We start from the raw sequence: 19,631 nt of genomic DNA, 5'->3' as shown, positions 1-19,631 counted from the left end.
CGGCGTCCGGCATGCGAGATGCATGCCCGCTCCGGAATCGTCCGACACTCGCATCCCCGGCCGAGACGCGCGATCGGTCGCGTCGCCCGCCATCCCGCCCGCACCAAGCCGACGACTCCGATCGCCACCGCACCCGGCCGATCCGACCCCGGTTTCGCGCCCTCTCGTGCTCCGTCAGAAAGACCCCATGCGCATTCACGTCGGCTGCGAAATGACCTACGACTTTCCGCAGCCCACCCCCCTGATCGCCCTGCTGAACGTTCACGCCTCGCGCGTGTCGGATCTCGAGCGGCCCGACCATCTCGTCACCGTCCCGGCCGTTCCCCTCGAGGGCTACCGGGACAGCTTCGGCAACTGGTGCAACCGCATGGTCGCGCCGCAGGGACGCTTCACCCTGCGCACCGATACGATCGTGCGGGATGCCGGGCCCTGGGACCCGGTGGCGGCCGACGCCCAGGAATGGAGCGTCGAAACCCTCCCGTCCGAGGCGCTGCTCTATCTCCTGGGGAGCCGCTACTGCGAGACGGACCGTCTGTCCCAGACCGCGTGGGATCTCTTCGGCAACCTCGATTCGGGCTGGGCCCGCGTCCAGGCGGTCTGCGACTACGTCCACAACCGGATCAGCTTCGGCTACCATCATTCCCGGCCGACCCGGACGGCGCTGGAGGCGTTCGAGGAGCAGCGCGGCGTCTGCCGCGACTACGCGCATCTGGCGATCGCCTTCTGCCGCTGCCTCAACATCCCGGCCCGCTACTGCACCGGCTACGTGAGCGACATCGGCCTGCCGCAGCCGCACGCGCCCGGCGACTTCGCGGCCTGGATGCAGGTCTATCTCGGCGACCGCTGGCACACCTTCGACCCGCGCAACAACAGCCCGCGCGTCGGCCGGATCCTGATCGCCTACGGGCGCGACGCGGCCGACGTCCCGCTGACGCTGACCTTCGGGCCGAACACCCTCGTGGATTTCCGCGTGACGACCGACAAGGTGTCCGACTGACCCCACGGCCCGACGCCGCGACGGCCGGGCCCGCGGGTGAGCCCGGTCGTTGCGGCGATCCGCGTCCTGCCCGTGCCCGGGCGAGACCGGGCTACGCCATGCCGAGGGCCTGCATGTAGAGCTCGAGGATCGCCTCTTCCTCCTGGCGCTCGCTGTGGTCCTTCTTGCGGATGCGGATGATCTGCCGGACGGCCTTGGAGTCGAAGCCGCGGCCCTTCAGTTCCGCGAAGACCTCCTTGATGTCCCCGGCGATGCCCGCCTTCTCCTCTTCCAGGCGCTCGATCCGCTCGATGAACTGACGGAGTTCGTCCGCGGCGACGCCCTCGGAGGAGGAGACGTCGCCGGCCTTCGGCATCGCGTGCGCGTTCATGGAAATCCTCGTCGCCTTCTCGGTCACGCCTCGGCGCCGCGCGGCCCCGGAGCCGCGCACCCTCGCCCTCGTGGTAGCCGAACGACGTTACCGGAAGCTTTCCCGGCCCGGCGCGCGGGCCGCTCAGGCGCCGTGCGCGCCGGGGGGCGCCTGCTGCGCGAAGGCCGCCTGCTGCCCCGGGCTCGCCTCGGTCTGGTGCTGCGCCTTCCAGGTCTCGTAGGGCATGCCGTAGATCTGCTCGCGGCTCTCGTCCTTGCTCATCGGCAGTCCGCGCGCGTCCGCCGCGTCCTTGAGCCAGTTCGACAGACAGTTGCGGCAGAAACCCGCCAGGTTCATCAGGTCGATGTTCTGCACGTCCGTGCGCGCGCGCAGATGCGCGACGAGGCGCCGGAACGCCGCGGCCTCCAGCTCGGTCCGGGTCTGCGGGTCGATCTCGGTCATGGGGCCCTGCCTGTGGGATGGGTGCGCCCGACTGAGGTCGGTGCCCGCGCGGCCCGCGTCAAGCGCCGCGGGCCGCGGGCAGCAGGGGCGCCAGGATGCGGGCGAAGCGCTCCGCCCAGTCCGCCTGTCCCTCCTTCCCGGCGATGAGGTCCTGGCGGATCTCCACGAGGGCGTTGGCGAGCCCCCGCGCCGTGGCGTGGCGATCGATGGTGTCGCCCGGCAGGCCGCCGCCGTAGGGCTCGTTGTCCCCCACCGTCAGGCCGGCCGGGTCGGCCTGGAGCGCGGTGATCAGCGGGCGGCTCAGGCGCTCGTCGCGATCGTACAGGATGCCGACCTGCCAGGGCCGGGCGATGCCGCGCCAATAGGGCGTGAAGCTGTGCATGGTCAGGAGCATGGGCGCGACGCCCGCGGCCTCGGCCGCCGCCACCGCCGCGTCGATGGCGTGGTCGAAGGGCGCGTAGAACCGGGCGATGCGCGCCTGCTTGCCGGCCGCGTCGATGCGGGCGTTGCCCGGCACCACGGCGCCGTCCGAGAGGCGCATCACCAGCGTCGGGTCGGCGCGCCCGCGGTTCGGGTCGATGATCAGCCGCGAGAAATGCGTCAGGATCGCCGGGGCGCCGAGCAGGTCCGCGAGCCGGCGCGTCACCCCCGCGGCGCCGATGTCGTAGGCGATATGGCGCCCGAATTCCGCCTCGGGCAGGCCGAGGGCGATGTCGTCCGGAACGTGGTTCGAGGCGTGATCGCAGACGAGGATCAGCCCGCAGCCGGGATCGCCGGGGCGGAGCTCCACGGGGTGCGGGGCGGGATCCGCGCCGGAGGCCGGGAGGTCGGGACGGGCGGGTGCGGTCACGGGGCCGGTCGGTTCCTTGAGGGCCGCCCTCGGGCGGATCGGCCCGGGGCGCAGGGGGGGCGAGACGGGCGAAAGCTGGGCCTTGCCGTCCGGGCGCGGCTCGGGCAAGCACGTATCAAGGATCGTGCGCTCACGGCAAGAAACGGGCCCGTCGCCGCGAGAAGGCGAGGAATGCACGAGAGGACACGTCCCCGCGAGGAGCCCCGAGGATCCCCATGACCGCCGCCATCGATCCCTCCCTCCGCGACGCCCGCGCCCTGCTCGCCCGCCTCCTCGACGCGGGCATCGCCGCGGCCCATCCGGAGAAGTGCCTGCGCCAGCACCTGCCGCTCCCGGCGCCCGGCCGGCTGATCATCCTCGGCGCGGGCAAGGCCGGCGGCAGCATGGCGGCGGTGGCGAGCCGGTTCTACCGCGAGGAGCACGGGGTGCCGGAGGCGCGCATCCTCGGCCTCGCGGTGGCGCGCCACGGCTACGGGCAGGAGGCGCCCGGCATCCGCATGGTCGAGGCCGGCCATCCGGTGCCGGACGAGGCCGGCATCGCCGCGACCCGCGAGGCGCTGCGCATTGCCACCGAGGCCGGCCCCGAGGACGAGGTGCTCGTCCTGCTCTCGGGCGGCGGCTCGGCCAACTGGATCGCGCCGGCCGGCGACCTCACGCTGGTCGAGAAGCAGTCGATCACCCGCGCGCTGCTGCGCTCGGGCGCGCCGATCGGCGAGATCAACACCGTGCGCAAGCACCTCTCGCGCATCAAGGGCGGGCGCCTCGCCCTCGCGGCCCGCAACGCCCGCTCGATCCTGACGCTCGCGATCTCCGACGTGCCCTTCGACGACCCGGCGGTGATCGCCTCGGGGCCGACGGTGCCCGATCCCTCGACGCTCGCCCAGGCCCGCGCCATCTGCGAGCGCCGCGGCATCCCGCTGCCCGAGGCGGCCCGCCGCCTGCTGGACGACCCGAACAACGAGACCCCGAAGGCCGGCGATCCGGCCTTCGCCCGGGCCGAGTACCGCATCATCGCCCGGCCGATCGACGCGCTGGAGGCCGCCGCCGCCGCCGCGCGCGAGGCCGGCTACGAGCCGGTGATGCTCGGCGCCGATCTCGAGGGCGAGGCCCGCGAGGTCGCGGCCGAGCACGCCGCCCTGGCCAAGCAGGCCCGGTCCGAGGGGCGCAAGGTGGCGCTGATCTCGGGGGGCGAGCTCACCGTGACCATCCGGGGCGAGGGCCACGGCGGGCCGAACCAGGAATACGCCCTGGCGCTCGCCATCGCCCTCGACGGCGCGCCCGGCATCCGCGGCATCGCCGCCGACACCGACGGCACCGATGGCGGTCGCGGCGAGGCGACCGACCCGGCCGGCGGCCTCGCGGACGAGACCACCCTGGCGCGGGCGCGCGCGGCCGGCCTCGATCCGGCCGCGATGCTCGCCGACAACGACTCGACCCGCTTCTTCGAGACCATCGGCGACCTCGTCCGGCCAGGCCCCACGCGCACCAATGTCAACGATTGCCGCATCATCCTCGTCGATTGATCCGCGCGGAATGCGGCGCGGCGCCCTCGCCGGGCTGATCCTCGCGGGCGCGCTCCTCGCCGCCGCGCCCGCGCGGGCGGACCTGCGCCTGTGCAACCTCACGCCCAGCAAGGTCGGCATCGCGCTGGGCTACCGTGACCCGCAGGGCTGGGTCACGGAGGGCTGGTGGGATCTCGCTCCCAAGGGCTGCGAGACCCTGCTGCGCGGGGCGCTCGCGGCCCGGTTCTACTACGTCTTCGCGGTGGACTACACGCGCGGCGGCGAATGGAGCGGGCGCTCGCTGATGTGCACCCGCGACGCCGAGTTCACCATCCGGGGCGTCGAGGATTGCCTGGCTCGGGGCTACGACCGCAACGGCTTCTTCGAGGTCGATACGGGCGAGCAGAAGAGCTGGACGATCCAGCTCACCGACCCGAACCAGCCGGTGGCGCCCCAGCCCTGACGGAGCGGCCGGGACCGGCCCGGGCGACGATCCCGGGACCGCGGGGCGTTTTGCGCTCCCGCGCGCGGCACGGCTTGATTTTTCCGCTCCGATCCCACTCAAAGGTCGCATGAGCGAGACCCACGCCCCCCTGTCGCCCGAGGCCGCGTCGTTCCCGGCCGCGTCGTCCCACCCGGTCGGTGCGATCCGGCACGATTGGAGCGTCGCGGAGATCCGGGCGATCCACGATCTGCCGCTGCTCGATCTCGTGCACCGCGCGGGCGTCGTGCACCGGATGCACAACGACCCGGCCGACATCCAGCGCGCCGCGCTGCTCTCGATCAAGACCGGCGGCTGCCCCGAGGATTGCGCCTATTGCCCGCAATCGGCCCATCACAAGGGCACCGGGATGGCGCGCGAGCGCCTGATGCCGGTCGAGGCGGTGCTCAGGGAGGCCGCCGCCGCCAAGGCCAACGGCGCGCACCGCTTCTGCATGGGCGCCGCGTGGCGCCAGCCGAAGGATGGGCCGGATTTCGACGCGGTGCTCGCCATGGTGCGCGGCGTGCGCGGAATGGGGATGGAGGCCTGCGTCACCCTCGGCATGCTGAGCGCCGACCAGGCGCGGCGCCTCGCCGAGGCGGGGCTCACCTCCTACAACCACAATCTCGACACCGGGCCGGATTTCTACGGCGACATCATCTCGACGCGCACCTACGACGAGCGCCTGCGCACGCTGGAGAACGTGCGCGAGGCCGGGATCGGCGTCTGCTGCGGCGGCATCGTCGGGATGGGCGAGGGGGTCACCGACCGGGCGGCGATGCTGCAGGTGCTGGCCAACCACGCGCCGCATCCCGAGAGCGTGCCGATCAACGCCCTCGTCGCCGTGCCCGGCACGCCGCTCGAGGACCGCCCCGCCGTCGACCCGCTCGAACTCGTGCGGATGTGCGCCACCGCCCGCATCGTGATGCCCCGGGCCCGCGTCCGGCTCAGCGCCGGCCGCAAGAGCCTGACCCGCGAGGCGCAGATCCTCTGCTTCCTGGCCGGCGCCAACTCGATCTTCTACGGCGAGCGCCTGCTCACCACCGCCAACAACGAGGCCGACGACGACGCCGCGCTCCTGCGCGACATCGGCATCCGGGTGGCCGAGCCGGTCCTGGCCGCCGCGGAATAGGGCGCGGAGCCGATCCCGGCACGCCGCCCGGACCGGCCGTCGCGGCAGCCCTGCCCCGGAGCCCGTCCCGGGATCCTTGGATCGGGGGACGCGCGCGTTTCCCGAGCCGCAGGGGTCCATCCTCGAAGGGGCGGCCGGTTCGGCCAGGAAACGCACCCCGCCGAGAGTCTTGAGCCGTGCCGCGCTGCGATCGGGAGCGGCCCTAGCCGATCGGGCAATCCGTCGCCTCCGGAAGGGTGATCCGGAAGCAGGCGCCCCGCGTCCCCGCATCGAGGCTGAGCGAGCCGCCGTTCAGGCGCACGAGCTCCGAGGCGACGGCGAGGCCGAGGCCGGTGCCGCCCGCCCGGGTCGAGCCCTTGAACGGGGCGAAGAGATGGGCGCGGGCCTTGTCCGAGAGGCCGGGGCCGTTGTCGGCGACCAGGATCGTCACGCCGTCCGGTCCGCCCTGCCCGTCGCGGCGGGCGCTGACCCGCACTTCCGGGCTCGCGACGCCGCCGGATTCCAGCGCCTGCACCGCGTTGCGCACGAGGTTGGCCAGCGCCCGCAGCAATTGCTCGGGATCGACATGGGCCTCGAGATCCTGATCCGCCTCCACCCGGATCGAGACGCGGCCGTCGGCCGCCAGGGATGCGAGGTCCCGCAGCTCCGCGAGCAAGGGGACCAGGGCGACCCGGCGCCGGGCCGGCGGCGGCTCGCTGGCGCGCCCGTAGGCGAGCGTGGCCTCGCAGAAGCGGATCGCCCGGTCGAGGGTGGCGACGAGGCGCGGGGCCACCCGCTGCACCGTCGGGTCGGCGGTGCCCTCCAGGCGGTCGCCGAGGAGCTGCGCGCCGGTCAGCATGTTGCGCAATTCGTGATTGATCTTGCTCACCGAGAGGCCGAGCTCGGCCAGGCGCTGCTTCTCGCGGAGCTGATCGGCCAGCGCGCGGGCCATGCGGGCGAGGGCCGTCTCGGCCAGCCCGATCTCGTCCGTGCGCCGGGACGGCCCGATGATCCGGTCGACGCCCTCGGGGTCGTCCGCGAAGGCCGTGATGGTCCGGGCGAGCTGGCGCATCGGCCGCACGATGACGAAGCGCAGCACCACGAAGACGAGCCCGGCCGCTGCCGCCGCCACGATGAGCGACGAGAAGAGGAGCCGCAGCGCGAAATCCACCATGGCCGCGCGCAACGGCGCCTCGTCGATCAGGATCTCGACGAGATCGAAGCCGTCGCGTCCGTGGCCGACCACCCGGATCGGCGCGTCCGCCGGGGCGACGAGGGTGCGCCACGCGCCCCACGCCGCCTCCCAGATCGTGACGTGGCGCAGATCCACCATGTCGGCGACACGCTCGGGGACGGGATCGATCGAGAGCAGGCGCCGGGTCTCGCCCCCCCGCACCGCGATCGCCCGCGCGCCGACGCCCACCAGCAGGTGGCGCGCGAGGTCGTCCGGCACCGGCTGGCCCTGGCTCGCGTCGAGCACCAACGCGGCGATCTGCGCCGCCGCGATCCGGTCGGAGAGCCACGACAGGCGGTAATTGGTGACCGCCGGCACGTAGATCAGCACCTCGGCCAGGGCCACGAAGGCGACCGTGACGAGGAACAGCCGCGTCGAGAGGCCGAGATGCCGGGCGAGGCCCGGACGCACGGTCGCGGCGGCGGTATCGGCCGGTCCCGCCAGTCCCTCGTCCGTTCCCGCACGCACACTCATCGGGGCCTTGCATCGGGCCTTGCATCGGGCCTCGGCTGACGCGGGTACGGCCCGCGCTGCATCGCGTTCCCGGGCTCGCCCGGGCGCGGCTCCCGCTGTCCTAGCCTGAGCACGCGGCATCCGTCGAGACCCGACACTTCCACGGGCCGGAATTGGCAAGGATGGATAGAGACGCGGCAGGCAGATGGTCAATAACTGGAAGTTGTATTTCCTATCCCGTATCCGGCCTGCAAATCTGTCCGCCGCGAGATCTGGCGTCGCGCCTGTACGGGCGGGGCAGGATGCCGGCGTGTTTCCGCCTCTCCAGCCCCGGACCCGCGGGCCGGCGGGGCCGAAGGGGTGCTATACTGTCCCCGAGGCGTCTTGTACTTTAGTATAACGCGCCCCCTGCCCCGTCGGCCGCGGTTCAGGCGCGCGCGGAGCGGCGCGCGAAGACCCGCTTCAGGAGCACCGAGAGCAGCGCGAAGGCCGCCAGGGCGCCGAGGCCGAGCACCATCTTGGGCGTCACCAGGGCGCGCAGCGTCAGCACCTCGCCGCAGCCGATCTCCGACGCGGCCTGGCAGGCGGCCTTGGCGGCCTCGTGGGCGGCGACCACGTCCTCGATGCCCGCACCCGTCGCCGCGTACACGAAGGCGCCCGGCAACAGGCCGAGCGCGGTGGCGCCCACGAAGGTGCGCAGCGGCACGCCGAAGGCCGCGGGCGCGAGGTTCGTCATCCAGAACGGGAACAGCGGCAGCAGGCGCAGGAAGGCGATGTACCCGAAGGCATCGCGCCGGAAGCCCTCGGCGAAGGCCTGGAGCCGCGGGCCGGCCGCGCGCGTCAGGAGGTCGGCGCCCGGCCCCCGGCCGATCGAGAACACGATGGCCGCCCCCGTGGTCGCGGCGGCGACCGCGACGAGGCCGCCGGTGACGATCCCGAACAGGAAGCCGCAGATCATGGTCAGCATCAGGGTCGCCGGCACGGAGACGACGACGGCCCCGACATAGACGAGATAGGCCGCCATCAGGGCCCGACCGGGTCCGGCCGCGACGAAGCCGTGCAGCCAGGCCCGCGACGCGAGCAGGACGTCGAGGCTGACGAGATGGGCCGCGCCCGAGACCAGGACGGCGAGCGACACGCCGACCAGCAGCACGAGGGGCAGAAAGCGCAGCGCACGCCGCAGGCGGCCCTGCCGCGCGGCCGGCTCGGATCCGCCCGGGCCGTGGTCCGGCGGCGGCACCGGCCCGCTCACGCGGGCGTCCGCCTTGACACGGACCCGCTCACGCAGGGTTCCCCTTCGGCATGGGCCCGCTCACGCGGGCTTGCGCATGCGCAGGATCTTGAAGAAGCCGCCCGGGAAGGTCGGGGCGACGCCCAGGAAGGTGACGCCGTTGGCCCGCGCCCAGGCCTCGATCCGGGTCGCCTTGAAATCCGACGACCAGCCGATCTTGGTACAGAGCGGCGCCACGATCTCCTCGACCCGGGCGACCGGCCCCTCCGTCTGGCCGAAATGGTTGGCCAGCACGATCTCGCCGCCGGGCCGCACCACCCGCAGGAACTCCGAGAGCGCGGCTTCCGGGTCGGGCACCAGGGTGATCAGGAACTGCGCCACCACCGCGTCGAAGCTCGCATCGGCGTAGCCGAGATGGCAGACGTCCATCACCTGCAGGCCGCGCACATGGGCGAGCCCGCGCCGCCGCACCTTGCCGCGGGCGCGCCGCAGCATGTCCTCCGACAGGTCGACGCCGCAGACGAAGCTGCCCGCCGGGTAGTAGCCGAGCGAGAGGCCGGTGCCGACGCCGGCCTCGAGGATGCGCGGGCCGCAGGCGGCGGCGGCCCGGACGGCGGCGCGCGCGGCCGGCTCCGTCAGCTTGTCGTAGATCACGTCGTAGACGGGCGCCCAGCGGGCATAGGCCTTGCGCATCAGGGCCGTGCTGGGGCCCGCTGCCTGCGGCTCACTCAACATCGTCGGGAATCGTCCTGTTGGGCCCGGATCACGCGGCCCGGGCGGGGCGCGCCGACAACGCGTCGACGCGGGCGATGGTGCCGCCGCCGAGCACCCGCGCCCGCGGGCCCTCGTCGGCGTAGATGACGCAGGCCTGGCCGGGCGAGACCCCGTCCTCGGGCGTGGCGAGCTCGATCTCGGGCCGGCCGGCCCGGTAATGCAGCAGCGCCGGGCGCGGCTCGCGGGTGGAGCGCACCCGCACCGCGACGGGCAGGCCCTCGGGCGCCGTGTCGGGGAGGCTCTCGACCGGGTCGGAGCCGAGCCAGTTCAGGTCGGTGAGGCGGATGCGGCCGGTGGCGAGGGCGCTGCGCGGCCCCACCACCACCCGGGCCGAGTCGGGCTCGAGCCGGACCACGTAGAGCGGCTCGCCGACCGCGAGCTTCAGGCCCCGGCGCTGGCCGACGGTGTAGTGGATGATGCCCTCGTGGCGCCCCAGCACCCGTCCGTCGAGGTCGACCACCTCGCCGGGGCGGGCCGCGTCCGGCCGCAGGCGGGCGATCACGTCGCTGTAGCGGCCCTGCGGCACGAAGCAGATGTCCTGGCTGTCGGGCTTCTCGGCGATCGCGAGGCCGAGGTCGCGCGCCAGACGCCGGGTCTCGTCCTTCCCCAGCTCCCCCAGCGGGAAACGCAGGTAGTCGAGCTGCGCCGGCGTGGTCGCGTAGAGGAAGTAGCTCTGGTCGCGGGCCGGATCGAGGGCGCGGTAGAGGCCGCGCCGCGTCGGATCCTCGGGCAGGGGCCGGCTCGCCACGTAGTGGCCGGTGGCGAGGGCGTCGGCGTCGAGGTCGCGGGCGAGGCCCAGCAGGTCGCGGAACTTGATCGAGCGGTTGCACTCGACGCAGGGGATCGGGGTCTCGCCCGCGAGGTAGCTCTCGGCGAAGCGGTCGATCACCGCGTCGCGGAAGCGGTCCTCGTAGTCGAGGACGTAGTGCGGGATGCCGAGATGGGCCGCCGCCGCGCGGGCGTCGTGGATGTCCTGGCCGGCGCAGCAGGCGCCCTTGCGATGGGTCGCCTGCCCGTGATCGTAGAGCTGGAGCGTGACGCCGACGACGTCGTAGCCCTCCCGCGCCAGCAGGCCCGCGACCACGGAGGAATCGACGCCGCCCGACATGGCGACGACGACGCGGGTCTCGCGCGGCGGCTTGGGCAGGCCCAGGGAATTGGGCAGGCCGAGGGAGTGGGCGGGCGCGTGCGTGTCGAGGGAATTCATGGCCGGATCCGGCGGCCGCCGGGTTCGGGTCGGGCCACCCGGGGCATTCTATAGCGATTGGCGCCCGCACTTTCCAGGGTTCGAGCCCGATCCGCTCCGGCTCCGGCCGATCCCGGGCGGCGCGACCCGGCAAAACCTGCCGCCCCGCCGCGGCAAGGCTTTCCGGCGCCCGCCTGCCGGCCTCCGCTGGATCCGGGATTGTCGCGCCAGATCAGACGCTTAGGCGATCGGATTGCGTGGCTCGGCCCTTGCTCGGTTCGCCCCGATGGAGCGCGCACGCATGGAACTCGCCTCGAAGGACCGGACCGAAGCCGCGGCGAGCCCCGCCCGGCTCGCGGCCAGGAACCCGGTTCTCCCCGGCGCCAGCGGCTTCGGCAGCCTGCTGAGCGCGGTCCGTAGCGCGGATGCGCGGCCCGTCGCGGCCGGACAAACATCTGCCGGGCGCGCGCAGGATTCCACGGGCGCCTCCCGCGAGGCCGCCTCGGCGCAGGCGGCGCGGGACGAGGCGACGGCCGATCGGGCCGCGGCGGCCCGCAGAGCCGCGTCGACGCCGCAGCGGCCCGATCCGTCGCACGGATCCGCCCGGCCGTCCCGACCCGGCCAGCCGCAGGGTCCTGCCGCTGCCAAGTCCACTGCCAAATCCGCTGCCGGATCCGCCGCGGCCGACGCTCCCGCCCCGGCTGCCGCGCCGCGCCCGGCCGAGGGCGGCCGAGCCGCCGCGCTCGCGGACGGCGTGGCCGGGCGCACGGATGCCGCGGGCCTGACGGCCCTGGCGGCGGCGGCCGGCGACGAGGCCCGGCCCCAGGAGGACGCGTCCCAGAAGGCCGGGTCTCAGGAGCCGGACGAGCCCGCGGCGACCGACCCGTCCGCCGCAATCGTGCCGACGATCCTCGCCGCCCTCGTCGCGCCGACGCATGCCGGCCCGGCCCCCGACGCGCCGCCGGATGCCGGTCCGTCCCCGGATCCCGAGCAGGCCCTGGGCGCGGGCCCGAATCCGGGCGCCAAGCCGGCCCAGGCGGCCACCGCGCAACCGGCCGCTATCCGGGGACCGGGAGGGATCTCCGCCGCGGCCGCAGGCGCCGCTCCGGGCGTTCAAGCGAGCGCGGCCGGGAGCACCGGCACCACGGCCGCCCCGGGCGGCACGGAGGCGGCGGCTTCGCCCGGCCCGGCCGAGAGCTTCGCCGCGCTGCTCCGGGACAAGGGCCGCGCCTCCGACGGCGGCGATCCCGGCGCCGTTCCGGTCGCGGACGGCGCGCCGGCCGCCCTGCCCGATCCGCTCCAGGCACTCGCCCCGCCGACCGATCCGGCCGGCGCCAAGGCGGCCGCCGCGACGCAATCCCCCGGCCCCGCCCAATCCGCCGGACCGGCCCACGCGGCGGCCGGGGCGGCACCGCCCCCGCCCCCGGTGCCGCTCGGGCAGGTTCCGATGACCATCGGGCTGCGCTCGCTCGCGGGATCGAGCCAGTTCGAGATCCGGCTCGATCCGGGCGAGCTCGGCCGCATCGACGTGAAGCTCGAGATCGACAAGGCCCGCGGCACGGTGACGACGCATCTGGTGGTCGACCGGCCCGACACCCTGGCGATGCTGCAGCGCGACGCGGGCAGCCTGCAGCAGGCCCTGACCCAGGCGGGTCTCGATCCGTCCGAGAGCGGGATCAACCTGTCGCTGCGCGGGGATGGCGGCGGCGGCGCGAGCCAGGACCCGTCCGGGCGCGGCGGGCAGCCGCGCGGGAGCGCCGCCTGGGCGCACGATCAGGCCGAGTCCGCGGAGGCCGCGCCCCTGCGCAGCCTGCGCGGGTACGGCGGCCTCGATATCCGGATCTGAGGCGATGCGGACGGAGCGCCGGAGATCGATTCAGGATCGGCCTCGGCCCGCCGGGTTTCGATCCGGTGCGGCGCCGGATTTCCGTCGCCCTCGCTTCGGAATCGGCGGATCGGGGGGAGTTATGGATGCCCGACGAAAAAACATTTTGCGACAATGTGATAGCCGCGGAGCCTCAGATCCCGGATTAACCCGATCCGCCTGAAGCCCTGCACGAAGTCTTCCCCGCAACACCCTGCCAGTCCGAACAATCCGGCGCCTTGTGGGCGCCACAGGAGACACCGCCATGACATCGGGCATCGCGAGCCTCGCCAGCACGGCGGGCAGCACCAGCTCCAGCAGCGCGGCCTCCGGCACGGAGATCGCGGGCAACTTCCAGCAGTTCCTGACCCTGCTGACGACCCAGCTGAAGAACCAGAATCCCCTCGATCCGATGGACACCAACCAGTTCACCCAGCAGCTGGTCCAGTTCGCCTCGGTCGAGCAGCAGCTCAAGACCAACGACCGGCTCGACAGCATCCTGACGAGCTCCAAGGCGGCGAGCTCCTCCACCGCGACGAGCTTCATCGGCAAGGCGATCACCGCGGACGGCGCGAGCGCCGACCTCACCGCGGGCGGCACGGCGACCTGGAGCCTCAACGCGACCCGTGCCGCGCCCAAGGCGATGGTCACGATCCTGAACGCGGCCGGCACCGTCGTCGGCACCCAGACCACCGCGCTGACGGCCGGCAACCAGAACTTCAGCTGGAACGGCAAGACCTCCGCCGGCCTGTCGGCGCCCGCCGGGACCTACACGCTGAAGATCGCCGCGCAGGACGCCACCGGTGCCAGCGTCTCCGTGGATACCAGCGTGTCCGGCACGGTCGACGAGGTCGATCTCAGCGGGAGCGCCCCCGTTCTGCTGATCGGAAGCCAGCGCGTGCCCCTGGCGAGCGTGCAGACGATCGGGTTGTCCACAGCGTCGAACTAGGCCGCGGGCCCTCTCTGGACCCAAAAAGACGTGCGCAGCCAGGATGTTGGGGCGACGCGGCGGGAGATTCTATGAACAGGGCCGGCGAGAGCGAATCAAATCCGATCTGCCCGCTTCAACATCTTTTAAGCGGGCGCAACTACCTTTCGAACTCGACAGGTCAGTCGAGTGTAGAGCGTATCATGACCGAACCGCACCGCCCGAGAGTGAAGTACGTGATCGGGCCCGACGGCAGCCCCCTGACCATCGCGGATCTCCCGCCCCCGTCGACCCGCCGATGGGTCATCCGCCGCAAGGCCGAGGTGGTGGCCGCGGTCCGCGGCGGGCTGCTGAGCCTGGAGGAGGCGTGCAAGCGCTACACCCTCACCACCGAGGAATTCCTGAGCTGGCAGTTCTCCATCGACCAGCACGGGCTCGCCGGCCTGCGCACGACGCGCATCCAGCACTACCGGCACTGACCGGGCGATGAACGGAGCCGGGGCCGTTGCGATCCGCCGCGCCTCGCAGCCTCTCGAAGACGGCCGACGCCGCGCCCCGCCCGGAGCGCGGCGTTTCGCGTGGCGGGGCCGGCGGTCGGGGCCGCATTAACTCCCCGCTAACCACGCACCCGGCAAAACTTGCCGGGCGACCCGATGGCCGGGTCCGCTGTGCAGTGGGCGCGTTCGCGTGAAGCCGGTCCTCGATCTCGTCCAGAAGCTCGGACCGGCGCGGCTTGCCGCGATGGCCGCGGTGACTCTGACGCTGATCGGCTTCTTCGCCTTCATCATCATGCGGGTGTCGCGGCCCGACATGGGCGTGCTCTTCGCCGACCTGTCGATGCAGGATTCGGCCGCCGTGATCCGCGACCTCGACGCGCGCGGCATCCGCTACGAGACCAAGGGCGATGCCGGCCAGACCGTGATGGCGCCCCGCGCCGACCTCGCCCGCCTGCGCATGGACCTCGCCGGCAAGGGCCTGCCGAGCCAGGCCGGCGTCGGCTACGAGATCTTCGACAAGGGCGACGCGTTCTCCTCCACCAACTTCGTCCAGAACGTGAACCACCTGCGGGCCCTCGAGGGCGAGCTCGCCCGCTCGATCCGGGCGATCGGCCGGGTCCAGGCGGCCCGCGTCCACCTCGTCATGCCGGAGCGCCGCCTGTTCGAGCGCGACCGCGAAGCCCCCTCCGCGGCGATCGTGCTGAAGCTGATGGGCGACCTCGACCCGAGCCAGGTCCGGGCGATCCGGCACCTCGCGGCCTCCTCCGTCGAGGGGCTGAAGCCGGAGCGTGTCTCGATCGTGGACGAGCGCGGGCGCCTGCTCGCCGACGGGGCCCGGGGCGGCGAGGGCGAGCCGGGCACGGAGTTCGACGATCGCCAGGTCGGGACGGAGCGCCGCCTGCGCCAGCAGATCGAGGAGATCGTCGCCGGCATCGTCGGCCAGGGCCGCGCCCGGGTCCAGGTCTCGGCCCAGCTCGACACCAACCGGATCGAGAGCCGCTCCGAGACCTTCGATCCCGAGAGCCGGGTGGTGCGCTCGAACCAGACCCGCACCGAATCCTCGCTGACCGGCGGCGCCGAGGGCGCGGTCAGCGTCGGCACCGAGCTTCCGGGCGCCAACCAGGAGGGCAAGGCCCCCCCGCAGAAGGACCAGACCAACAAGAACGAGGAGACCACGAACTACGAGATCTCGCGCGTCACCAAGACCGAGGTCGTCGAGGGCGGGCGGATCAAGCGGCTCTCGGTCGCCGTCCTGGTCGACGGCACCTACGCGGCCGGCCCCGACGGGAAGCCGGTCTACAGCCCGCGGCCGGCGGTCGAGATCGAGCGGATCTCCGCGCTGGTGCGCAGCGCCGTCGGCTTCGACAAGGGGCGGGGCGACCAGATCGAGGTGGTCAACCTGCGCTTCGCCGAGGCGCCCGCGGCGCCCGAATTCGCCGAGCCCGGCCTGATCCAGTCGCTGCTGGCGCCGACGAAGGAGGACGTGCTGCGCCTCGTCGAGCTCGCCGTGCTGGCGCTGCTCACCCTGGTTGTGCTGCTCGCCGTGGTGCGCCCGCTCCTGCGTCGGGTGCTCGAGGCGGACGCCCCGCCGGAATCGGCCGCGGTGGCGGACGGCGCGACGGCGGTGGCGGGCCCGGGCGGGACGGTGCTCACCATCAGCACCGACAACCCGGCGGCGCGGCTGATGGAATTCGCCAAGATCAACGGCCAGGTGCAGGCCGAGACGGTGCAGCGGGTGGTCGACATGGTGCGGGCGAGCCCGAGCGAGACCGCCGAGGTGCTGCGCAACTGGATCCAGGAAGGCTGAGGAGGAGCGGGGACGATGGCGGCGGGAGCCTCACAGGTGGCTTTGGGCGGGGGACTGGCGGGGTTGAGCAGCGCGCTGCAGGGCGCGAGCGGCAGCGCCTTCGCGTCGATGCCGGGCGTCCAGCGCGCCGCGGCCCTGCTGCTGCTGCTCGGCGAGACCGAAGGCGCGCCGATCTGGCAGCTCCTGGAGGAGGAGGAGGTCAAGAAGGTCAGCCACGCGATGGTGCAGCTCGGCTCGCTCGAGGCCGAGACCGTCGAGAAGCTGATCATCGACTTCGTCTCGCGCCTCTCCAACAGCGGCGGCATCAGCTCGAACTACGAGCGCACCGAATCGCTCCTCCTCAAGATCTTTCCGACCGAGCAGGTGTCGGCGATCATGGCTGAGATCAAGGGCGCCTCGGGCAAGCGCGTCTGGGCCTCGATCGCCCAGGTGGATCCCGAGATCCTCGCCGCCTTCCTGCGCAACGAGTACCCGCAGACGGTGGCGGTGGTGCTCTCCAAGGTGCGCTCGGACTACGCCGCCAAGGTGCTCACCATCCTGCCCGAGGAATTCGCCATCGACGTGCTCAGCCGGATGCTGCGCATGGAGACGGTGCAGAAGGAGGCCCTGCGCCACATCGAGGAGACGCTGCGCGTCGAGTTCGTCTCGACCATCGCCCAGACGTCGCGCCGCGACGCCCACGAGATGATGGCCGACGTGTTCAACGCCTTCGACCGCCAGACGGAAGGGCGCTTCCTCGCCGCCCTCGACCAGGCCAACCGCGGCTCGGCCAAGCGCATCCGCGAGCTGATGTTCACCTTCGAGGATCTGCTGAAGCTCGATCCGGGCAGCGTCCAGACCCTGATGCGCCGGGTCGACAACGAGACGCTGTGCCGGGCGCTGAAGGGCGCCAACGAGCGGGTGCGGGCCTTCTTCATGGCGCAGATGTCGACGCGCGCGGCCAAGAACCTCAACGACGAGATGACCTCGCTCGGGCCGATCCGCCTGAAGGAGGTCGACGAGGCCCAGGCCAAGATGACCGAGACCGCCAAGGACCTCGCCGAGAAGGGCGAGATCATGATCGCCAAGAACAGCGCCGAGGAGGAGCTGGTCTATTGAGCGCCAAGCCCTTCCTGTTCGAGACCGATTTCCGCGCGCCGAAATCCAACCCGGCGGCCCAGCGGGCGGCCGAGGAGGCCGCGCGCGCCGAGGCCGCCGCGCTGGCCCGCGGCCTGGAGGCGGGCCGCGCCGAGGGGCGGGCCCAGGCCGAGGCGCAGCTCCAGGCGCGGCTCGCCGACGCCATGACCCGGCTCAGCCTCTCGGTCGCCGGCCTGATGGCCCAGGCCGACGCCCGCGACGCCGAGCGCGAGGCCCAGGCCGTCGAGGTCGCGGTGCTGATCGCCCGGCGCATCGCGGGCGAGGCCCTCGACGCCGGGCCCCTCGCGGTGATCGGCGAGGCCGCCCGCAGCGCCCTGCAGCACCTGCGCGGGGTGCCCCACCTCGCGGTGCGGGTGCAGGACGGCCTCGTCGAGGAGACCGAGGCCCTGATGCGCCGACTCGCCCGCGAGCGCGGCTACGAGGGCCGCCTCGTCGTCCTCGGCGATCCCGACCTCGCCCCGGGCGACGCCCGCATCGAGTGGGCCGACGGTGGCGTCGTGCGCGAGCGCGCCCGCATCGAGGCCGCCGTGCTGGCGAGCCTCGGCCTCGACCATCCCGAACCCGCGAGTCCCTGATGTCCGACGATTTCAGCCTGCCCCAGCTCGGCGAGCACGATCCCGGCTTCGAGGCCGCCTCGATCCGCGACGCGCCGACGACGCCCAAGACCGCCGCCGACCTCGAGCAGCTCTTCGACGTGCCGGTGATGGTCTCGGCGGTGCTCGGCGCCGCCCGCATGCCGATCGGCGACCTCCTGCGCCTCGGGCCCGGCACGGTGCTCGAGCTCGACCGCAAGGTCGGCGAGGCGATCGACATCTTCGTCAACAACCGCCTCGTCGCCCGCGGCGAGGTGGTGCTCGTCGACGAGCGCCTCGGCGTCACCATGACCGAGATCGTCAAGAGCGAGCACTGAGCGGGGCGACCCGCTCACGATGAGGACCAGCCCGCGCGTCCCGCGCGGATGACCGACCCGCGCGCGCCCCGCGCGGATGACCGGCCCGCGCGGGCCCCGAAGGCAACGGAGTGCCCACGATGCGGCTCTTGATGATCGGACGGCTGAACGGGGAGCTGATCACGGCCTCGAAGATCGCGATGAGCCGCGGCGCGGCGGTGACCCAGGCGGACGGCGTGCCGCAGGGCCTCTCCGTGCTGCGCGCGCGGGGCGCCGACCTCATCATGATCGATGTCGCCCTCGACATCCGCTCCCTCGTCTCCGCCCTGGCCGAGGAGCGGATCCGCACCCCCGTGGTCGCCTGCGGCGTCGCCGCCGACGCCCGCAGCGCGGTGGCGGCGATCCAGGCGGGGGCCAAGGAGTACATCCCCCTCCCCCCCGACCCGGACCTGATCGCCGCGGTGCTGGAGGCGGTGGCGGCCGACGGGCGCGCCTTCGTCTGGCGCGACCCGGCGATGGAGCGGGTGGTGCGCCTCGCCGAGCAGGTCGCCCGCTCGGAGGCCTCGATCCTGATCACGGGCGAGAGCGGCACCGGCAAGGAGGTGCTCGCCCGCCACGTCCACGCCAAGTCGAACCGGACGCACAAGCCCTTCGTCTCGGTCAATTGCGCGGCGATCCCCGAGGCGCTGCTCGAATCCGAGCTGTTCGGCCACGAGAAGGGCGCCTTCACCGGGGCGGTGGCGCGCCGGATCGGCCGGTTCGAGGAGGCGAGCGGCGGGACGCTGCTGCTCGACGAGATCTCAGAGATGGACGTGCGGCTCCAGTCGAAGCTGCTGCGCGCCCTGCAGGAGCGGGTGATCGACCGGGTCGGCGGCACCGCGCCGGTCAAGGTCGACATCCGGGTGCTCGCCACCTCGAACCGCAACCTCGCCGAGGAGGTCCGCAAGGGCACCTTCCGCGAGGACCTGTTCTACCGCCTCAACGTGGTCCACCTGCGCCTGCCGGCCCTGCGCGAGCGCCCCGCCGACATCCTGGAGCTCGCCGGCCACTTCGCCCGCAAATACGCCGAGGTGAACGGCGTGCCGGTGCGCCCGCTCGGGGCCGAGGCGCGCGCGCTCGTCCTGAAGAATCCCTGGCGCGGCAACGTCCGCGAACTCGAGAACACCCTGCACCGGGCGGTGCTGCTGGCGAGCGGCCCCGAGATCGGCGCCGAGGCGATCATGACGCCGGAGGGCGACGCGATCGCGCCGACCGAGAGCCCGGCGACGCGGGCCGCGCAGGTGGCCGAGGCCGCGACCCGGGGCCTGGTCGGGCGGACCGTGGCGGAGGTCGAGCGCGACCTCATCCTCGACACCCTCGACCATTGCCTCGGCAACCGGACCCACGCGGCCCGGATCCTCGGCATCTCGATCCGGACGCTGCGCAACAAGCTCAACGAGTATGTGGATGCGGGGCTGGAGGTGGCCGAGCCGGGCAGCGCCCGCGCCCTGGCGGCCTACGGCTGATCCGGGATCTGCGGACCCGGTCTCAGGAGGCCGCGGCCATCTCCGCCGGGACGGCCGCGCGCCCGGCCGCCTTCGCCGCCAGGGCGGCGCGGATCATGGCCACGACGTCGCCGAAGGTGATCTCGCCCATCGGGCCGGAATTGGCGTTGAACTGCACCTCGACGCCGAAATGGTCCTCGATCTCGAAGACCAGCTCCACGAGATCGAACGAGTCGATCTGCGCCTCGTCCATGGTGGTGGCCGCGCTCCAGCCCGAGCCCTCGACCCTGAGGTTCTTGCGCAGGATGCCGAGCAGTCCCGCCTCGACCGCATCCCCCTGCGCATCCCCCTGGGCGTCGTCCGTCATCGCCTGCATCATCATGATCTCTCTCCCG

20 protein-coding genes are annotated in these 19,631 nt (G+C 73.1%); 12 read left to right on the top strand and 8 right to left on the bottom strand.

The window, feature by feature from the left end:
• Positions 1-187: 187 nt before the first annotated feature.
• On the top strand, positions 188-997 hold the full coding sequence (locus ACS5RC_RS16410; protein WP_478344952.1) for a transglutaminase-like domain-containing protein: 810 nt from the start codon (positions 188-190) through the stop codon (positions 995-997).
• A 91-nt stretch (positions 998-1,088) separates the two neighbouring features.
• Here the strand turns inward: ACS5RC_RS16410 and ACS5RC_RS16405 are convergent, their stop codons facing one another.
• The 3 genes from ACS5RC_RS16405 to ACS5RC_RS16395 form a co-directional block, all read right to left on the bottom strand.
• A complete protein-coding gene (locus ACS5RC_RS16405) occupies positions 1,089-1,352 on the bottom strand; it encodes a DUF2312 domain-containing protein (protein ID WP_478345106.1) in 264 nt (87 codons plus the stop codon).
• Between the two features lie 138 nt (positions 1,353-1,490).
• Positions 1,491-1,808 (bottom strand): DUF1244 domain-containing protein, encoded by a 318-nt coding sequence (locus ACS5RC_RS16400; RefSeq protein WP_478344951.1) that lies wholly within the window; start codon positions 1,806-1,808, stop codon positions 1,491-1,493.
• Positions 1,809-1,866: 58 nt separating this feature from the next.
• Complete coding sequence (locus tag ACS5RC_RS16395; protein ID WP_478344950.1) at positions 1,867-2,658, bottom strand: N-formylglutamate amidohydrolase; 792 nt, start codon at positions 2,656-2,658, stop codon at positions 1,867-1,869.
• 215 nt (positions 2,659-2,873) lie between these two features.
• On the opposite strand from ACS5RC_RS16395, the gene ACS5RC_RS16390 reads away from it, so the two are divergent.
• The 3 genes from ACS5RC_RS16390 to bioB all read left to right on the top strand — a co-directional run bounded on the left by ACS5RC_RS16390 (position 2,874) and on the right by bioB (position 5,773).
• Entirely contained in the window at positions 2,874-4,181 is a 1,308-nt protein-coding gene (locus ACS5RC_RS16390; RefSeq protein ID WP_478344949.1) for a glycerate kinase type-2 family protein, read from the top strand.
• A 10-nt stretch (positions 4,182-4,191) separates the two neighbouring features.
• Complete coding sequence (locus ACS5RC_RS16385) at positions 4,192-4,623, top strand: DUF1036 domain-containing protein (RefSeq protein ID WP_478344948.1); 432 nt, start codon at positions 4,192-4,194, stop codon at positions 4,621-4,623.
• A 109-nt stretch (positions 4,624-4,732) separates the two neighbouring features.
• Entirely contained in the window at positions 4,733-5,773 is a 1,041-nt protein-coding gene (gene bioB / locus ACS5RC_RS16380) for a biotin synthase BioB (RefSeq protein ID WP_478344947.1), read from the top strand.
• 202 nt (positions 5,774-5,975) lie between these two features.
• Here the strand turns inward: bioB and ACS5RC_RS16375 are convergent, their stop codons facing one another.
• The 4 genes from ACS5RC_RS16375 to mnmA all read right to left on the bottom strand — a co-directional run bounded on the left by ACS5RC_RS16375 (position 5,976) and on the right by mnmA (position 10,651).
• The gene (locus tag ACS5RC_RS16375; protein WP_478344946.1) at positions 5,976-7,460 is read right to left on the bottom strand and encodes a sensor histidine kinase; all 1,485 of its coding nucleotides are present in this window, start codon (positions 7,458-7,460) and stop codon (positions 5,976-5,978) included.
• A 406-nt stretch (positions 7,461-7,866) separates the two neighbouring features.
• Positions 7,867-8,691 (bottom strand): TVP38/TMEM64 family protein, encoded by an 825-nt coding sequence (locus ACS5RC_RS16370; RefSeq protein ID WP_478344945.1) that lies wholly within the window; start codon positions 8,689-8,691, stop codon positions 7,867-7,869.
• A gap of 60 nt (positions 8,692-8,751) precedes the next feature.
• Positions 8,752-9,405: a class I SAM-dependent methyltransferase gene (locus ACS5RC_RS16365; RefSeq protein ID WP_478344944.1), complete on the bottom strand. Its 654-nt coding sequence runs from the start codon at positions 9,403-9,405 to the stop codon at positions 8,752-8,754.
• Between the two features lie 28 nt (positions 9,406-9,433).
• Positions 9,434-10,651, bottom strand: a complete 1,218-nt coding sequence (gene mnmA / locus ACS5RC_RS16360) for a tRNA 2-thiouridine(34) synthase MnmA (RefSeq protein ID WP_478344943.1) — start codon at positions 10,649-10,651, stop codon at positions 9,434-9,436.
• A 265-nt stretch (positions 10,652-10,916) separates the two neighbouring features.
• Between mnmA and ACS5RC_RS16355 the strand changes: the two genes are divergently transcribed.
• The 8 genes from ACS5RC_RS16355 to flbD all read left to right on the top strand — a co-directional run bounded on the left by ACS5RC_RS16355 (position 10,917) and on the right by flbD (position 19,257).
• Positions 10,917-12,476 (top strand): flagellar hook-length control protein FliK, encoded by a 1,560-nt coding sequence (locus ACS5RC_RS16355; protein WP_478344942.1) that lies wholly within the window; start codon positions 10,917-10,919, stop codon positions 12,474-12,476.
• A 283-nt stretch (positions 12,477-12,759) separates the two neighbouring features.
• Positions 12,760-13,443: a flagellar hook assembly protein FlgD gene (locus tag ACS5RC_RS16350; protein ID WP_478344941.1), complete on the top strand. Its 684-nt coding sequence runs from the start codon at positions 12,760-12,762 to the stop codon at positions 13,441-13,443.
• A 182-nt stretch (positions 13,444-13,625) separates the two neighbouring features.
• Positions 13,626-13,901, top strand: coding sequence for a CtrA inhibitor SciP (gene sciP, locus ACS5RC_RS16345; RefSeq protein WP_142585083.1), 276 nt, complete (start codon positions 13,626-13,628; stop codon positions 13,899-13,901).
• Positions 13,902-14,109: 208 nt separating this feature from the next.
• Positions 14,110-15,726 carry a flagellar basal-body MS-ring/collar protein FliF gene (gene fliF, locus ACS5RC_RS16340; protein ID WP_478344940.1) on the top strand — a complete coding sequence of 539 codons (1,617 nt, stop codon included), beginning with the start codon at positions 14,110-14,112 and terminating at the stop codon, positions 15,724-15,726.
• Between the two features lie 108 nt (positions 15,727-15,834).
• On the top strand, positions 15,835-16,824 hold the full coding sequence (locus ACS5RC_RS16335; protein WP_478345105.1) for a flagellar motor switch protein FliG: 990 nt from the start codon (positions 15,835-15,837) through the stop codon (positions 16,822-16,824).
• The gene (locus tag ACS5RC_RS16330; RefSeq protein ID WP_478344939.1) at positions 16,821-17,438 is read left to right on the top strand and encodes a FliH/SctL family protein; all 618 of its coding nucleotides are present in this window, start codon (positions 16,821-16,823) and stop codon (positions 17,436-17,438) included. Before ACS5RC_RS16335 ends, ACS5RC_RS16330 begins: the two co-directional genes overlap by 4 nt.
• Entirely contained in the window at positions 17,438-17,773 is a 336-nt protein-coding gene (fliN, locus tag ACS5RC_RS16325; protein ID WP_478344938.1) for a flagellar motor switch protein FliN, read from the top strand. Before ACS5RC_RS16330 ends, fliN begins: the two co-directional genes overlap by 1 nt.
• A gap of 119 nt (positions 17,774-17,892) precedes the next feature.
• Positions 17,893-19,257, top strand: coding sequence for a sigma-54-dependent transcriptional regulator FlbD (gene flbD / locus ACS5RC_RS16320; RefSeq protein ID WP_478344937.1), 1,365 nt, complete (start codon positions 17,893-17,895; stop codon positions 19,255-19,257).
• 22 nt (positions 19,258-19,279) lie between these two features.
• On the opposite strand, the gene ACS5RC_RS16315 is transcribed toward flbD, so the two are convergent.
• Entirely contained in the window at positions 19,280-19,618 is a 339-nt protein-coding gene (locus ACS5RC_RS16315) for an acyl carrier protein (RefSeq protein ID WP_478344936.1), read from the bottom strand.
• Between the last annotated feature and the right edge of the window lie 13 nt (positions 19,619-19,631).

The sequence above is a fragment of the Methylobacterium sp. HJ2 genome (assembly GCF_056431005.1).
The sequence above is the reverse complement of the archived record's forward strand: the minus strand, read 5'-3'. Positions and strand labels throughout refer to the sequence as shown.

What these genes read in the sequence shown, in the direction of transcription:
- sciP (WP_142585083.1), top strand. Translation starts at nt 13,626, where the DNA reads ATGACCGAACCGCACCGCCCGAGAGTGAAGTACGTGATCGGGCCCGAC.
- ACS5RC_RS16400 (WP_478344951.1), bottom strand. Translation starts at nt 1,808, where the DNA reads ATGACCGAGATCGACCCGCAGACCCGGACCGAGCTGGAGGCCGCGGCG.
- ACS5RC_RS16410 (WP_478344952.1), top strand. Translation starts at nt 188, where the DNA reads ATGCGCATTCACGTCGGCTGCGAAATGACCTACGACTTTCCGCAGCCC.
- ACS5RC_RS16405 (WP_478345106.1), bottom strand. Translation starts at nt 1,352, where the DNA reads ATGCCGAAGGCCGGCGACGTCTCCTCCTCCGAGGGCGTCGCCGCGGAC.
- mnmA (WP_478344943.1), bottom strand. Translation starts at nt 10,651, where the DNA reads ATGAATTCCCTCGACACGCACGCGCCCGCCCACTCCCTCGGCCTGCCC.
- ACS5RC_RS16390 (WP_478344949.1), top strand. Translation starts at nt 2,874, where the DNA reads ATGACCGCCGCCATCGATCCCTCCCTCCGCGACGCCCGCGCCCTGCTC.
- ACS5RC_RS16385 (WP_478344948.1), top strand. Translation starts at nt 4,192, where the DNA reads ATGCGGCGCGGCGCCCTCGCCGGGCTGATCCTCGCGGGCGCGCTCCTC.
- ACS5RC_RS16350 (WP_478344941.1), top strand. Translation starts at nt 12,760, where the DNA reads ATGACATCGGGCATCGCGAGCCTCGCCAGCACGGCGGGCAGCACCAGC.
- fliN (WP_478344938.1), top strand. Translation starts at nt 17,438, where the DNA reads ATGTCCGACGATTTCAGCCTGCCCCAGCTCGGCGAGCACGATCCCGGC.
- ACS5RC_RS16375 (WP_478344946.1), bottom strand. Translation starts at nt 7,460, where the DNA reads ATGAGTGTGCGTGCGGGAACGGACGAGGGACTGGCGGGACCGGCCGAT.
- ACS5RC_RS16355 (WP_478344942.1), top strand. Translation starts at nt 10,917, where the DNA reads ATGGAGCGCGCACGCATGGAACTCGCCTCGAAGGACCGGACCGAAGCC.
- ACS5RC_RS16365 (WP_478344944.1), bottom strand. Translation starts at nt 9,405, where the DNA reads ATGTTGAGTGAGCCGCAGGCAGCGGGCCCCAGCACGGCCCTGATGCGC.
- ACS5RC_RS16315 (WP_478344936.1), bottom strand. Translation starts at nt 19,618, where the DNA reads ATGATGATGCAGGCGATGACGGACGACGCCCAGGGGGATGCGCAGGGG.
- flbD (WP_478344937.1), top strand. Translation starts at nt 17,893, where the DNA reads ATGCGGCTCTTGATGATCGGACGGCTGAACGGGGAGCTGATCACGGCC.
- bioB (WP_478344947.1), top strand. Translation starts at nt 4,733, where the DNA reads ATGAGCGAGACCCACGCCCCCCTGTCGCCCGAGGCCGCGTCGTTCCCG.
- ACS5RC_RS16335 (WP_478345105.1), top strand. Translation starts at nt 15,835, where the DNA reads ATGCCGGGCGTCCAGCGCGCCGCGGCCCTGCTGCTGCTGCTCGGCGAG.